Source organism: Kitasatospora sp. NE20-6 (assembly GCF_045862635.1).
This window is the reverse complement of record NZ_BPRL01000048.1, coordinates 1-13,101: the sequence shown is the minus strand read 5'-3', so window position 1 is coordinate 13,101 and position 13,101 is coordinate 1. Positions and strand designations below refer to the sequence as shown.

Below are 13,101 nucleotides of genomic sequence, written 5' to 3'. Positions count from 1 at the left end.
GTCGGTGTTCTTTTCGGGGGACGTTTCGGTCGCCCGGTCCCCCACGTCATCCATGCTCGCACACCGGCGCCCGGTGCCCGGTGCCCGATCCGGGCAAAGCGGCCGCACGGCCCGCGACGGCAGGCCAGGATGGCAGGCGTGATCGTTCGCCGGGTCCAGGACACGTCAGCGGATGCCTCGGCCGTCCGCGAGGTCGCGTGGGCGGCCCACGGAGCACCGTCCGGCCCGCCGGACGGCCCGCGGAGGGCCGTGCTGCACGAGGCGCGGACCCGCCATCTGGTGGGGACGGACCCGGAGGGCTGCTGGCTCGCCGAGCTGGACGGCCGGGTGGTGGGCGCCGCCCTGTCGCTGCGGCGCGAGGGGGTGTGGGTGCTGGCGCTGTTCGCGGTGCACCCGGACGCCCAGGGCCGGGGGGTGGGCCGGATGCTGCTGGAGCGGGCCGTCGTGCACGGGCGGGGGTGCCTGCGGGGCATGCTGTGCGCCTCGTCCTCGCAGGCGGCGGTGCGCAGCTACCGCCGGGCCGGGTTCACGCTGCATCCGACGATGGTGCTGCGGGGCGCGGTCGACCGCTCGGGGCTGCTGGATCCGGGCGACATCCCGGTGCATCCGGGCGGGACGGCGCAGCTGCACCTGCTGGACTCGGTGGACCGCCGGCTGCGGGGTGCGGCGCACGGGGTGGACCACGCGTTCCTGCTGGCGCACCACGACGAGCTGCTGGTCGCGGACTCGCTGGCGGGCAGCGGGTACTGCTACCGGGACGGCGGGGCGGTGAAGCTGCTGGCGGCGACGTCGCGGCGGATCGCGACGCGGCTGCTGCGGGAGGCGCTGGCGCGGGTGCCGGACGGGACGGAGGCGTCGGTGGAGTTCCTGACGGCGGAGCAGGAGTGGGCGGTGGACGTCGGCCTGGAGGTGGGGTTGTCGGTGGGCACCCGCGGCTACCTGGGGCTGCGCGGGATGCGGCCGCCGGTGCCGTACGTGCCGAGCGGCGGGTTCCTGTAGGCGGGACGGCCGGGTGGCCGCCCCACCCTGGGGTCACGCCATGGTGGCGAGGATCTCCCGGACCATCTCCGGGGTGGTGCCGGGGTGGAGGAAGGCGAAGCGGGCGACGGTCTCGCCGTCCCAGCCGGTGGGGGTGACGAAGCCGGTCTGGTCGGCGAGGAGCTGCCGGGACCAGCGGTAGTAGTCGTCGGAGGTCCAGCCGGTGCGGCGGAAGCAGACGGCGGACAGCTGCGGGTCGTGCAGCAGTTCGAGGTAGTCGGTGTCGCGGACGAGCTGCGCGGTGTCGCGGGCGAGGGTGATGCCGGCCTCGATGGCGTCGGTGTACGCCTGGGTGCCGTGCACGGCGAGGGAGAACCAGAGCGGCAGGCCGCGGGCGCGCCGGGTGAGGTGGTAGGCGTAGTCGGTGGGGTTCCACTCGTCGCCGTCGGTGTGCAGGACGTCGAGGTAGGAGGCGTCCTGGGTGTGGACGGCGCGGGCGAGCTGCGGGTTGCGGTAGATCAGCGCGGCGCAGTCGAACGGTGCGAACAGCCACTTGTGCGGGTCGACGACGAAGGAGTCGGCGTGCTCGATGCCGTTGTACCGCTCGCGCACGGAGGGGGCGAAGAGGCCCGCGCCGCCGTACGCGCCGTCGACGTGGAACCAGAGGCCGCGCTCGCGGGTGACCTCGGAGAGCCCCTGGAGGTCGTCGACGATGCCCTCGTTGGTCGTGCCGGCCGTGCCGACGACGGCGATGACCGTCTCCGGGTGGGGGTCGGCGTCGAGGGCGGCGCGCAGGGCCTCGCCGGTGAAGCGGCGGTCGACGGTGGGGACGACGAACGCCTCGACGCCGATGATGTTGAAGGTGTTCTTGACCGAGGAGTGCACCTGGTCGGCGACGGCGATCCGCAGCCGGGTCTCCGGGCCTGCGCCGAGTGCGCGGCGGGCGGTGTCGCGGGCGACGACCAGGGCGGAGAGGTTGCCGGCGGAGCCGCCGGAGACGAAGGTGCCGCCGGCCGAGGCGGGGAGTCCGGCGCGGTCAGCCATGAGGCGCAGCACCTGGTTCTCGGCGGCGATGGCGCCGGCCGCCTCCAGCCAGGAGATGCCCTGGAGGGAGGCGCAGGAGACGACCATGTCGAAGAGGAGGGCGGCCTTGGTGGGGGCGCAGGGGATGAAGGAGAGGTAGCGCGGGCTGTCGGCGGAGATGACGGCCCGGGAGAGCTCGTGGTCGTAGAGCTTGAGGACGTCGGCGGGGGCGTTGCCGTGCTCGTTGAGCAGGCCGGCGAGGTGGGTGCGCAGGTGGTCGCCGTCGCCGGGGTGGTCGAGCGGGACGGGGTCGTACTGCAGCCGCTCGCGCATGTAGTCGAAGACGAGGTCGACCAGCCCGTTGTCGGGCTGGTGCATGCGGTCGGCGGCTGCGGACACGGGAGTCCCTCTCGTTCTGCCGGAAGCGTGTACGGCCGGTGCGGGTGGGGCTGGAGGGGTGCACCGGACACGATCAGCCTAGGCAGCGGCGTCCGCCGGGCGCGCGTCGGAACGGGGCCGCCGGGGCAGGTTTCCGGCGTGTTCGACGGGGGTGGCGCAGGTTTCCTGCGCGGGGTGCGGCGGGGCCCGCCGCGGCGTCTCAGCCGATGAGCCGGGAGAGCACGACGGAGCTGCGGCTGCGCTGGACGCCGGGCTCCTTGCGGATGCGCTCGATGACGGCTTCGAGGTGGCGGGTGTCGGCGGCCCGCAGGTGGACGAGGGCGTCGGGGTCGCCGGTGACCGTCCAGGCGGCGACGACCTCGGGGAACTGCCGGAGGCTGGCGAGGAGCTCCTCGGGGCTGGTGCGTGCGCGGCAGTAGACCTCGACGAAGGCCTCGGTCTGCCAGCCGAGCAGAGCGGGGTCGAGGACGACGGTGAAGCCCCGGACGATGCCGCGGGCGCGCAGCCGGTCGATGCGGCGGCGGACGGCGGTGGCGGAGAGGTTGGCGAGCAGGCCGATCTCGGCGTAGGAGGCGCGGCCGTCCCTGCTGAGGTGGGCGAGCAGGTGCCGGTCGGTGTCGTCCAGGGGTGCCCCGACCGGGTCCGGGGGTCGGTGCGTGCTCATGCTGCGGGCTCCACGGGTGGTGCGTGTGAGGGTGGTGGTGCCGCCGGGATGCGGCGGCACACCGTCCCATTCTGGCGGACGCCGGACGTCAGTCCACCAGCAGCACGATCTTGCCGCGGGTGCGGCCCTCGGCGTTGAGGGCCTGCGCGGACGCGGCCTGGGCGAGCGGGAAGGTGGAGGCGACGGGCACCCGGAGGCGGCCCTCGTCGGCGAGCCGGGCGAGTTCGGTGAGGTCGGTGGTGTCCGGGCGGGCCCAGACGTAGTGGCCTCCGCGGGCGGCGACGCCGTAGTCGGCGGCGGAGGCGACGGCGGCCGGGTCGCGGACGAGCTGGGCGGAGGCGTCGAGCGCGTCGCCGCCGACGAGGTCGAGCACGGCGTCGACGCCGTCGGGGGCGAGGGCGCGGACGCGGTCGACGAGGCCGTCGCCGTGGGCGACGGGTTCGGCTCCGAGGCCGCGGAGGTAGGCGTGGTTGCGCTCGCTCGCGGTGCCGATGACGCGGGCGCCGTGGGCGGTGGCGATCTGGACGGCGAGGCTGCCGACGCCGCCGGCCGCGGCGTGCACGAGGACGGTCTGCCCGGGCCCGATGCGCAGGGTCCGCACGAGTGCCTGGTAGGCGGTGAGGCCGGCCAGCGGGAGGCCGCCGGCCTGGGCCCAGTCGAGGGCGGCGGGTTTGCGGGCGAGGGTGCGGACGGGTGCGGCGACGAGTTCGGCGTAGGTGCCGTGCTCGACGGTGTCCTTGCGGACGTACCCGATGACCTCGTCGCCGGGCCGGAACTCGGTGACGCCGCCGCCGACGGCCTGGACGACGCCCGCGACGTCCCAGCCCATGATCAGCGGGAAGCGGACGTCGAGGATGCCGTCGAGCAGGCCCTCGCGGATCTTCCGGTCGACGGGGTTCACGCCCACCGCGCGGACGCGGACGAGGACGGAGTCGGGGCCGACCCTGGGGTCGGGCACCTCCGTGTGCTCGACGACCTCGGGGCCGCCGTACTCCCTGATCACCATGGCCTTCATGGGGCAAGCCAACGCGATGGCGGGGTCCGGGGCGGTGTGGCCACGCCGGGAAGGCGCCGATTCGGCGAGCGGTTCTCGTCACATCGACAGCTCGGCCATCGTCGATGTGACGCCAACGGGTTATCATAGATAGCGTCAGATAGACGAAAAGGCCCCGCGGCGACGCCGCATACCGGTAGGGGCCGGACAGAACGGCCGCACAGGAGGGCACCCGCCCGTGACCACGACCACCGAGACCTACGGCGTCGACCCCGCTCCGACGCCGCTTGCGCTGCTCCTGCTCGGCCGCGAGGCCGACCCGGCGAGCGAGCGCGGCGTCGAGTGCCCCGGCGACCTGCCCGCCGCCTCCGACCCCGGCCTCGTCGCGCGCGCCCGCGCCGCGAAGGAGAAGCTGGGCGAGCGCGTCTTCATCCTGGGCCACCACTACCAGCGCGACGAGGTCATCGAGTTCGCCGACGTCACCGGCGACTCCTTCAAGCTGGCCCGTGACGCCGCCGCCCGCCCGGAGGCCGAGTACATCGTCTTCTGCGGCGTGCACTTCATGGCCGAGTCGGCCGACATCCTGACCACGCAGGCCCAGCAGGTCGTCCTGCCGGACCTCGCGGCCGGCTGCTCGATGGCCGACATGGCCACCGCCGAGCAGGTCGCCGAGTGCTGGGACGTCCTCACCGAGGCCGGCGTCGCCGGCACCACCGTGCCGGTGTCGTACATGAACTCCTCCGCCGACATCAAGGCCTTCACCGGCCGGCACGGCGGCACCATCTGCACCTCCTCCAACGCGAAGCGCGCCCTGGAGTGGGCCTTCGAGCAGGGGCAGAAGGTGCTGTTCCTGCCCGACCAGCACCTCGGCCGCAACACCGCCGTGCTGGAGATGGGCATCTCCCTCGACGAGTGCGTGCTCTACAACCCGCACAAGCCGAACGGCGGCCTCACCGCCGAGCAGCTGCGGGACGCGAAGATGATCCTCTGGCGCGGCCACTGCTCGGTGCACGGCCGCTTCTCGGTGGACTCCGTGAACGAGGTGCGCGCGCGGATCCCCGGCGTCAACGTGCTGGTGCACCCCGAGTGCAGGCACGAGGTCGTCACCGCGGCCGACATGGTCGGCTCGACCGAGTACATCATCAAGGCGCTGGACGCCGCCGAGCCCGGCTCGAAGTGGGCGATCGGCACCGAGCTCAACCTCGTACGGCGCCTCGCCAAGGCGCACCCGGACAAGGAGGTCGTCTTCCTCGACCGGGCGGTCTGCTTCTGCTCGACCATGAACCGCATCGACCTGCCGCACCTGGTCTGGGCGCTGGAGTCGCTGGTGGACGGCCGGGTGCCGAACGTCATCACGGTCGACCCGGAGACCGAGAAGTACGCGAAGGCCGCGCTGGACCGGATGCTGGCGCTGCCGTAGCCGCGCCCGGACGGCGGTGGGGGCGGGCACCCGGCGGGTGCCCGCCCCCACGGCGGTCGTGCACGGTACCCGGGGGCACCGGTCACCCGGGAATCCCGGGGATCCCGGGGATCCCGGGGATCAGCCCGTCGCCCTCGGTCCGCAGCAGCCGGTTGACCTCGTCGATGGTGGCGTCGGGGCCGGGGAGGATGAGGTCCGACGGCTCCAGCGCATCGTCCGGCAGCGGGGTGCCGTACTCCTTGACGGCGCCCAGCAGTCCGGAGAGCGCGGCCCGGAAGCGGGCCTCGTCGCCGGACTCCAGCGCGCCGAGCAGGTCGTCGTCCAGCTGGTTGAGCCGGTCGAGGTGGCTCTCGGCCACCTCGAACTGCCCTTCGCCCATGACCCTCATGATCATGCCGCTGCGTCCTTCTGTCGGTGGGGACTGCCCTGGTGTCTCAGACCACGCGCCGCGGGCCTCGGATCACTTGTTGTAGTTGATCTTCGACTGGTCCTGCTGGCCCTGCTCGATCGCCTGCGGGGCCGCCGCCGGGGATCCGCCGGTCAGCTCGGCCTTCATCCGGGCCAGCTCCAGCTCGACGTCGCTGCCGCCGGCCACCCGCTCCAGCTCCGCCTCGATGTCGTCCTTGCGTCCGAGACCGCTGGCGTCGTCCAGGGCGCCGGAGGCGAGCAGCTCGTCGATCGCGCCGGCCCGCGCCTGCATCTGCGCGGTCTTGTCCTCGGCCCGCTGGATGGCCAGGCCGACGTCGCCCATCTCCTCCGAGATGCCGGAGAACGACTCCGCGATCCGCGTCTGCGCCTGCGCCGCGGTGTACGTGGCCTTGATGGTCTCCTTCTTCGTCCGGAAGGCGTCCACCTTGGCCTGCAGGCGCTGGGAGGCGAGCGTCAGCTTCTCCTCCTCGCCCTGGAGCTGCTGGTACTGCACCTCCAGGTCGGTGATCTGCGACTGCAGGTTCGACTTGCGGGTGAGCGCCTCGCGGGCGAGGTCCTCGCGGCCGAGCGACAGCGCCTTGCGGCCCTGGTCCTCGTACTTGGCGGACTGCTGCTGGAGCTGGGTGAGCTGGAGTTCGAGGCGCTTGCGCGAGGTGGCCACGTCGGCGACACCCCTGCGCACCTTCTGCAGCAGCTCCAGCTGCTTCTGGTAGGAGTAGTCGAGCGTCTCTCGCGGGTCCTCCGCACGGTCCAGGGCCTTGTTCGCCTTGGAGCGGAAGATCAGCCCCATACGCTTCATGATTCCGTCGCTCATGGGCCTCGGGTGCCCCCTTCTACGGGCCTGCGGATTCCGTCTCGTAACACATCGAGTCTATGTGCAGCGAGCTGGTCGCCGCAGTGCACGAGCTGCAACAAGACTGCTACAGCGGCACACTGTCCGGCATCGTTCCTGGGGTGGACACGACCCTGAGACCATGATCCGCACGGGCGGCCCGGCCCCGTACGGGAAACCTCCGCCGGACGGCGCACGGGCCGTCCGCGGGGCGATCGATATCTCTTCGGGTCCGAGGGCACTCGGAAAGCGTCCGGCCAGCACGTACGCTGGGGGTGTGTTCCGACGCCGCTCTGATGAAGCCTCCTCCTCCACCGCGACCGCGCTGGCCGAGCAGGACGAGAAGACCCCCCGCGACCCGCAGGCCAAGAAGGGCCGGCCCACGCCGAAGCGCAGCGAGGCCGAGGCCCACCGCCGCACCCGGGTGACCGTCCCCAAGGACCGCAAGGAAGCCTCCCGGCAGTCCCGCGAGCGCATGCGCTCCGAGCGGGAGAAGCAGCGCACCGCCCTCCTGGAGGGCGACGAGCGCTACCTGCCGGCCCGCGACAAGGGCCCCGTGCGGCGCTTCGTCCGCGACTACGTGGACTCCCGCTGGTCGCTGGCCGAGTTCTTCCTGCCGTACGCCGTGGTCGTGCTGGTCCTCAGCATCGTCCGCGTGCCCGCGCTGCAGGTGCTCTCCACCCTGCTGTTCGTCGTCTTCTTCGTCCTGGTCGTCCTCGACTTCCTGCGCCTGGGCCTCGGCCTGCGCAAGTCGCTGCGGGTGCGGTTCCCCGACCAGAACACCCGCGGCGCCGTCCCCTACGGCCTGATGCGCACCCTGCAGATGCGCCGGCTGCGGCTGCCCAAGCCGCAGGTGAAGCGGGGCGAGCGGTCCTGACCGCGGAGCCGGTGCCGCCGCCCTGGGCCCTGCCGCTGCAGCAGCAGGACGGGCCCGGGCTGTACGCCCTGCCCGGGCAGGGCGCCGGCGGCCACGACCGGCTGCCCGCCCGCGGCGGGGGCGGACGGCACGCGGCCGGCCCCTGGCCCTCCCGGCAGGGCGGGCTGCACGGCCTCGTCCGGGACGACCTCGTCACCCGGCAGCTCGGTGAGCAGCTCGTCGGCCGCGTCGGCCTCCGGGTGCTCGACGTCGGCTGCGGGCAGGGCGTCCAGACGGTGCGGCTCGCCCGCGCCGGCCACCTCGTCACCGGGGTCGACCCGGACCCCGTCACGCTCGGCGCCGCCCAGGCCGCGGTCGCCGCGGAACCGCCCGAGGTGCAGGAGCGCGTCCGGCTGATCGGCGGCGACGGGCACAGCTGCGGCCGGTGGTTCCCGCCGCGCTCCTTCGACGTCGTGCTGTGCCACGGCGCCCTGACGTACCTCGCCGACCCCGACCCGCTGCTCGCCGCGCTCGCCCGGGTGCTCGACCTCGGCGGCGTGCTGTCCCTGCTGGTCCGCAACGCGGACGCGCTGGCCATGCACCCCGGCCTCACCGGCGACTGGCGCGGCGCGCTCTCCGCCTTCGACTCCTACCGCTACACCGACCGCCACGGCGTGCCCGCCCGCGCCCACCGGCTCGCCGAGCTGACGACCACGCTCGCCGGGATCTCGGTGCCGCTGCGCGACTGGTACGGCGTACGGGTCTTCACCGACGCCGCCCCCGACGACGCCGCCCCGGTCGACGGCCGGCAGCTGGCCCAGCTGCTCGACGCCGAGGAGCGGGCCGGCCGCCAGGATCCCTACCGGCAGATCGCGGCCCTGCTCCACGTCGTCGGCGCGAAGTAGCGCACCGCCGTACGGCTACGCCTCGTGCAGGCTCATCGTGTAGATCTCCCGGCCGTCCTCGACCAGGACCGCCCGGTCGACGCCGTCCGCGAGCAGCTGCTTCCAGGTCTCACCGATCCACGACTCGGCGTCGCCCTGTCCGGGGAACTCCTCCAGCCCGTCGGGCTGCGCGACCTGTGTGCCGTCCTGCTGCTCGAAACGCCACGTCCACACCATGCCGGGCTCCTCCCACCGTCGACCTCGCTGTCGTGCGCACACTAGCGTGCCCGCGCCGCGTGCCCGCGAAGCCTGCTGCGGCAGGATGATCCGCATGGTCCTCACCCGCACCCTCCTCCTCGGCGGCGCCCGGTCCGGCAAGTCCACCCGCGCCGAACGGCTCCTCGCCGCCCACGACGACGTGCTGTACGTCGCCACCGGCGGCACCCGCGGCGGCGACCGCGAGTGGGCCGACCGCGTACGGCTGCACCGCGAACGGCGCCCCGCCTCCTGGCGGACCGCCGAGACCTGCGCGCTGGAACCGCTGCTCGCCGACCCGGCCGACCCCGCACCCGTCCTGATCGACTGCCTCGCCCTGTGGCTGACCTCGGTGATGGACGAGCACGACGCCTGGGACGACGACGCGTGGTTCGCGGGCGGCGAGCAGGCCGTGCAGCGGCGCTGCGACGCGCTCGCCGCGGCCTGGCGGGCCACCCGGCGCCCGGCCGTCGCGGTGAGCAACGAGGTGGGCATGGGCGTCGTGCCGGCCACGGCCGCCGGACGGCGGTTCCGCGACACCCTCGGCCGCCTCAACATGGCCGTCGCCGACGCCTCCGCGCACGTGCTGCTGGTGGTCGCCGGACAGGTGCTGACCATCAAAGCCGACGCCGTGTAGCCTTCCGGACGATGGACACGACCGTGGATCTCGACATCTTCTCCTCCCTCGTGGAGCGCCCCGACGAGAGCGCCCGCAAGGCCGCCGAGGAGCACCGGCGGGAGCTCGACCTGCCGCCGGGCGGCCTGGGCGCGCTGGAGGAACTCGGCGCCTGGCTCGCCTCCGTCCAGGGTGCCGCCCCGGTGCGCCCGATCGCCGCGCCCAAGGTCCTGCTGTTCGCCGGCGACCACGGGGTCGCCGCGCTCGGCGTCTCCCGGCCCGGCGCCCGCAGCACGGCGGAGCGCATCCACGCCGTCCTCGACGGCACCGCCCCCGTCGCCCTGCTGGCCCGCCGCTACGGCGCCGCCGTCCGCGTGGTCGACATCGCCGTGGACGCCGACGCGGACGCCTTCCCCGACGGGGTCTCCCGGCACCGGGTGCGCCGCGGCTCCGGCCGGATCGACGTCGAGGACGCGCTCACCGCGGCGGAGGCCGCGGCGGCCTTCCGCGCCGGCACGGCGATCGCCGACGAGGAGGCCGACGCCGGCACCGACCTGGTGCTGCTCGGCGACCTCGGCAGCGGCTCCACCACGGTCGCCTCCGTGCTGATCGGCGCCCTGTGCGGCACCGACGCGGCCGCCGTCACCGGACGCGGCTCCGGCGTCGACGACCGGGTCTGGATGGTCAAGTGCGCGACCGTCCGCGACGCGCTGCGCCGGGCCCGTCCCGTCCTCGGCGACCAGATCGCCCTGCTCGCCGCGACCGGCGGTGCCGACTTCGCCGCCCTCACCGGCTTCCTGCTGCAGGCCGCCGTCCGCCGCCTGCCCGTGGTGCTCGACGGGGTGGTGTCCGCCGCGTGCGCCCTCGTCGCCCAGCGCGTCGCCTTCCGCGCCCCCGAGTGGTGGCGGGCCGGCCAGGACAGCGGCGAACCCGCCCAGGCCAAGGCCTACGACCGGCTCACCCTCAGCCCCCTGCAGCAGCTCGGCGTGCGCACCGGCGAGGGCATCGGCTCCCTGCTGGCGCTGCCCCTGCTGCAGGCCGCCTCCGACGCCCTGGCCGAGCCCTCCGCGGTGCCCGCCGCCGCGCCGGCCGCACCGGCCGCACCGCGGCCGCCCGCGAAGCTGCCGAGCGCGGCGGAGCTGCTGGGCCTGGGCTGACCGTGCCGGACGCGCTCCGCTTCGCCTTCGGCACCCTGTCGGTGCTGCGCGTCCGGGTCGACCGCTGGGACCGCCCGACCGCCGGGCACGCCATGCTCGCCGCGCCCGTCGTCGGGCTGGTGCTGGGCGCCTTCGCGGCCTCGGCCGGCGCCCTGACGGCCTGGCGGGCGGGCCCGCTGCCCGGCGCGGTCGCCGCCGTCGCCGCCCTCGCCGCCCTCACCCGGGGCCTGCACCTGGACGGCCTGGCCGACGTCGCCGACGGCCTCGGCAGCGGGAAACCCGCCGAGGACGCACTGCGGATCATGAAGCAGTCCGACATCGGGCCGTTCGGCGTACTGACGCTCCTTCTGGTGATGCTCGGTCAGATCTCGCTGCTCGCCGGGCAGTTCGGACACTCCACCGCACGCGGCGCGCTCGCCGTGCTGACCTCTGCCGTCGCCGCGCGCTGCGCACTCGCCTGGGGCTGCCGCCGCGGTGTGCCGGCCGCCCGGCCCGGCGGACTCGGCGCGGCGGTCGCGGGCACGGTGCCGGGCTCCGCCGCGGCCGCCGTCACCGCGGCCTGCGCCCTGCTGCTCACCGCCGCCGGACTCCCTTACGGGCGCGGCGCGTTGGCCTTCCCCGCGGCCCTGCTGGCCGGCCTGGGCGGTGCGGCCCTGGTGCTGCGGCGCTGCGTCCGCCGGTTCGGCGGTGTCACCGGTGACGTGTTCGGTGCCATGGCGGAGACCGCGGCGACCGGCTCCCTGCTCGCCCTGGCCGTCGCCGCCCCCGTCTGACCGACCGCCCGACCGGCCCGCGCACGCCCTGCGCACGCCCCTGACCGGCGGGAGTGACGGAGCGTTGCCACCGCCGGGGAACCGCGCCCGCCGACCGCACCGGGCCGCCGGACGGGCCACCTGGCGCCGCGTGATCCCAGCATGCGGACTACCATGCGGGGAGCACCGTAGCCCTGCGCCCCGTTTCCCCGCGGAGTATGCCGGGGTTATGCCGGTACGGCACACCCGGAGCCGTCACCGGCCATGGACCGCGAAAGAACAGGACGCATTGCCGTGACAACACTGTCTGTGAGCACCTCCTCCGCCGCGGGTCTGCGCGCGGACGCCCTGGTGGTGGGCGTGGCAAAGGGCCCCAAGGGTCCGGTGCTCGCGCCCGGCTCCGAGACCGTCGCCGAGGCGTTCGACGGCACACTGGCCGACGTCCTCGCCACCCTGGGCGCCGCCGGCGCCGAGGGTGAGGCGGTCAAGGTCCCCGCGCCCGCAGGCCTGAAGGCCCCGCTCGTCCTGGCGGTCGGCCTCGGCGAGGCGACCGAGGACGGCTACGCCCTGGAGACCCTGCGCCGCGCCGCCGGTGTCGCGGCCCGCACGCTGGCCGGCACCAAGAAGGCCGCGCTGCTGCTCCCCGCGGAGTCGGCGGCCGAGGTCGAGGCCGTCGCGCTGGGCGCCCTGCTCGGCGCGTACGCCTTCGGCACGTACAAGGGCGAGAACGGCAAGGCGCCGGTCGGCGAGCTGATCGTGGCCTCGACCCGCAAGGGCGGCAAGGACGCGAAGGCCGCCGTCGAGCGGGCCGCCGCGATCGGCGAGGAGATGAACCGCGCCCGCGACCTCGTCAACACCGCGCCGAACGACCTGAACCCGAAGTCGTTCGCGACGATCGCCCAGGCCGCCGGCAAGGAGCACGGCCTCAAGGTCGAGGTGCTGGACGAGAAGGCGCTCCTCAAGGGCGGCTTCGGCGGCATCCTGGGCGTGGGCGTCGGCTCCGCCAACCCGCCGCGGCTGGTGAAGGTGGCCTACACCCACCCGAAGGCGAAGGCCACGCTGGCGTTCGTCGGCAAGGGCATCACCTACGACTCCGGCGGCATCTCGCTGAAGCCGGCCGGCCACAACGAGACCATGAAGTGCGACATGTCCGGCGCCGCCGCGGTGTTCGCCGCCGTGGTCGCCGCCAAGCGCCTCGGCCTGCAGGTCAACGTCACCGCGTGGCTCGCCCTCGCCGAGAACATGCCCTCCGGCAGCGCCACCCGCCCCGGCGACGTGCTGCGGATGTACGGCGGCAAGACCGTCGAGGTGCTCAACACCGACGCCGAGGGCCGCCTCGTGCTGGCCGACGCGATCGTCCGGGCCGGCGAGGAGAAGCCGGACGTCATCGTCGACGTGGCCACCCTCACCGGCGCCATGGTGCTGGCCCTGGGCACCCGCACCTTCGGCGTGATGTCCAACGACGACGCGCTGCGCACCCGCCTGCACGAGACCGCGGGCGCCGTGGGCGAGCAGTCCTGGCCGATGCCGCTCCCCGCGGACCTGCGCAAGGGCATGACGGAGTCGACCATCGCCGACCTCGCCAACATGGGCGAGCGGATGGGCGGCGGCCTGGTGGCCGGCCTGTTCCTCAAGGAGTTCGTCGCCGAGGGCATCGACTGGGCGCACCTCGACATCGCGGGCCCGGCCTTCAACGAGGGCGGCCCGTTCGGCTACACCCCCAAGGGCGGCACGGCGAGCGCGGTCCGCACCCTGGTGCGGTACGCGGAGGACGTCGCCGCCGGCGCCTGACGGCCGGGGCGTTCGCGGGAGGGGTCCGGTGCCGGTCGGCACGGGACCCCT

The 13,101-nt window shown here is 74.4% G+C and carries 13 protein-coding genes and 1 pseudogene; 8 read left to right on the top strand and 6 right to left on the bottom strand.

Going from position 1 to position 13,101, the window contains the following annotated elements:
* The first annotated feature begins 87 nt into the window (after positions 1-87).
* Complete coding sequence (locus tag SNE206_RS28030) at positions 88-999, top strand: GNAT family N-acetyltransferase (protein ID WP_407916345.1); 912 nt, start codon at positions 88-90, stop codon at positions 997-999.
* A gap of 33 nt (positions 1,000-1,032) precedes the next feature.
* Here SNE206_RS28030 and SNE206_RS28025 read toward each other — a convergent pair whose 3' ends face one another.
* The 3 genes from SNE206_RS28025 to SNE206_RS28015 form a co-directional block, all read right to left on the bottom strand.
* Entirely contained in the window at positions 1,033-2,400 is a 1,368-nt protein-coding gene (locus tag SNE206_RS28025; RefSeq protein WP_407916287.1) for a pyridoxal phosphate-dependent decarboxylase family protein, read from the bottom strand.
* A 199-nt stretch (positions 2,401-2,599) separates the two neighbouring features.
* Positions 2,600-3,064, bottom strand: a complete 465-nt coding sequence (locus SNE206_RS28020; protein ID WP_405013693.1) for an Lrp/AsnC family transcriptional regulator — start codon at positions 3,062-3,064, stop codon at positions 2,600-2,602.
* An 88-nt stretch (positions 3,065-3,152) separates the two neighbouring features.
* A complete protein-coding gene (locus SNE206_RS28015) occupies positions 3,153-4,079 on the bottom strand; it encodes an NADP-dependent oxidoreductase (protein WP_407916286.1) in 927 nt (308 codons plus the stop codon).
* Between the two features lie 217 nt (positions 4,080-4,296).
* On the opposite strand from SNE206_RS28015, the gene nadA reads away from it, so the two are divergent.
* On the top strand, positions 4,297-5,478 hold the full coding sequence (nadA, locus tag SNE206_RS28010) for a quinolinate synthase NadA (RefSeq protein ID WP_407916285.1): 1,182 nt from the start codon (positions 4,297-4,299) through the stop codon (positions 5,476-5,478).
* A gap of 82 nt (positions 5,479-5,560) precedes the next feature.
* Here nadA and pspAA read toward each other — a convergent pair whose 3' ends face one another.
* Both pspAA and SNE206_RS28000 read right to left on the bottom strand, forming a co-directional pair.
* Complete coding sequence (gene pspAA, locus SNE206_RS28005) at positions 5,561-5,872, bottom strand: PspA-associated protein PspAA (RefSeq protein ID WP_407916284.1); 312 nt, start codon at positions 5,870-5,872, stop codon at positions 5,561-5,563.
* A gap of 66 nt (positions 5,873-5,938) precedes the next feature.
* The gene (locus tag SNE206_RS28000) at positions 5,939-6,721 is read right to left on the bottom strand and encodes a PspA/IM30 family protein (RefSeq protein ID WP_405013689.1); all 783 of its coding nucleotides are present in this window, start codon (positions 6,719-6,721) and stop codon (positions 5,939-5,941) included.
* A 295-nt stretch (positions 6,722-7,016) separates the two neighbouring features.
* On the opposite strand from SNE206_RS28000, the gene SNE206_RS27995 reads away from it, so the two are divergent.
* Both SNE206_RS27995 and SNE206_RS27990 read left to right on the top strand, forming a co-directional pair.
* Complete coding sequence (locus SNE206_RS27995; RefSeq protein WP_407916283.1) at positions 7,017-7,616, top strand: DUF3043 domain-containing protein; 600 nt, start codon at positions 7,017-7,019, stop codon at positions 7,614-7,616.
* 11 nt (positions 7,617-7,627) lie between these two features.
* The gene (locus SNE206_RS27990) at positions 7,628-8,500 is read left to right on the top strand and encodes a class I SAM-dependent methyltransferase (protein ID WP_407916282.1); all 873 of its coding nucleotides are present in this window, start codon (positions 7,628-7,630) and stop codon (positions 8,498-8,500) included.
* 15 nt (positions 8,501-8,515) lie between these two features.
* Here SNE206_RS27990 and SNE206_RS27985 read toward each other — a convergent pair whose 3' ends face one another.
* The gene (locus SNE206_RS27985) at positions 8,516-8,716 is read right to left on the bottom strand and encodes a hypothetical protein (RefSeq protein WP_407916281.1); all 201 of its coding nucleotides are present in this window, start codon (positions 8,714-8,716) and stop codon (positions 8,516-8,518) included.
* Positions 8,717-8,813: 97 nt separating this feature from the next.
* Here SNE206_RS27985 and cobU point away from each other — a divergent pair.
* The 4 genes and pseudogenes from cobU to SNE206_RS27965 form a co-directional block, all read left to right on the top strand.
* Positions 8,814-9,371 (top strand): annotated as a pseudogene (gene cobU / locus SNE206_RS27980) (bifunctional adenosylcobinamide kinase/adenosylcobinamide-phosphate guanylyltransferase); the annotation flags it as partial.
* A gap of 11 nt (positions 9,372-9,382) precedes the next feature.
* Entirely contained in the window at positions 9,383-10,507 is a 1,125-nt protein-coding gene (locus SNE206_RS27975; RefSeq protein WP_407916280.1) for a nicotinate-nucleotide--dimethylbenzimidazole phosphoribosyltransferase, read from the top strand.
* Positions 10,508-10,509: 2 nt separating this feature from the next.
* A complete protein-coding gene (locus SNE206_RS27970; RefSeq protein ID WP_407916279.1) occupies positions 10,510-11,280 on the top strand; it encodes an adenosylcobinamide-GDP ribazoletransferase in 771 nt (256 codons plus the stop codon).
* Positions 11,281-11,553: 273 nt separating this feature from the next.
* Positions 11,554-13,050: a leucyl aminopeptidase gene (locus SNE206_RS27965; RefSeq protein WP_407916278.1), complete on the top strand. Its 1,497-nt coding sequence runs from the start codon at positions 11,554-11,556 to the stop codon at positions 13,048-13,050.
* Positions 13,051-13,101 lie beyond the last annotated feature (51 nt).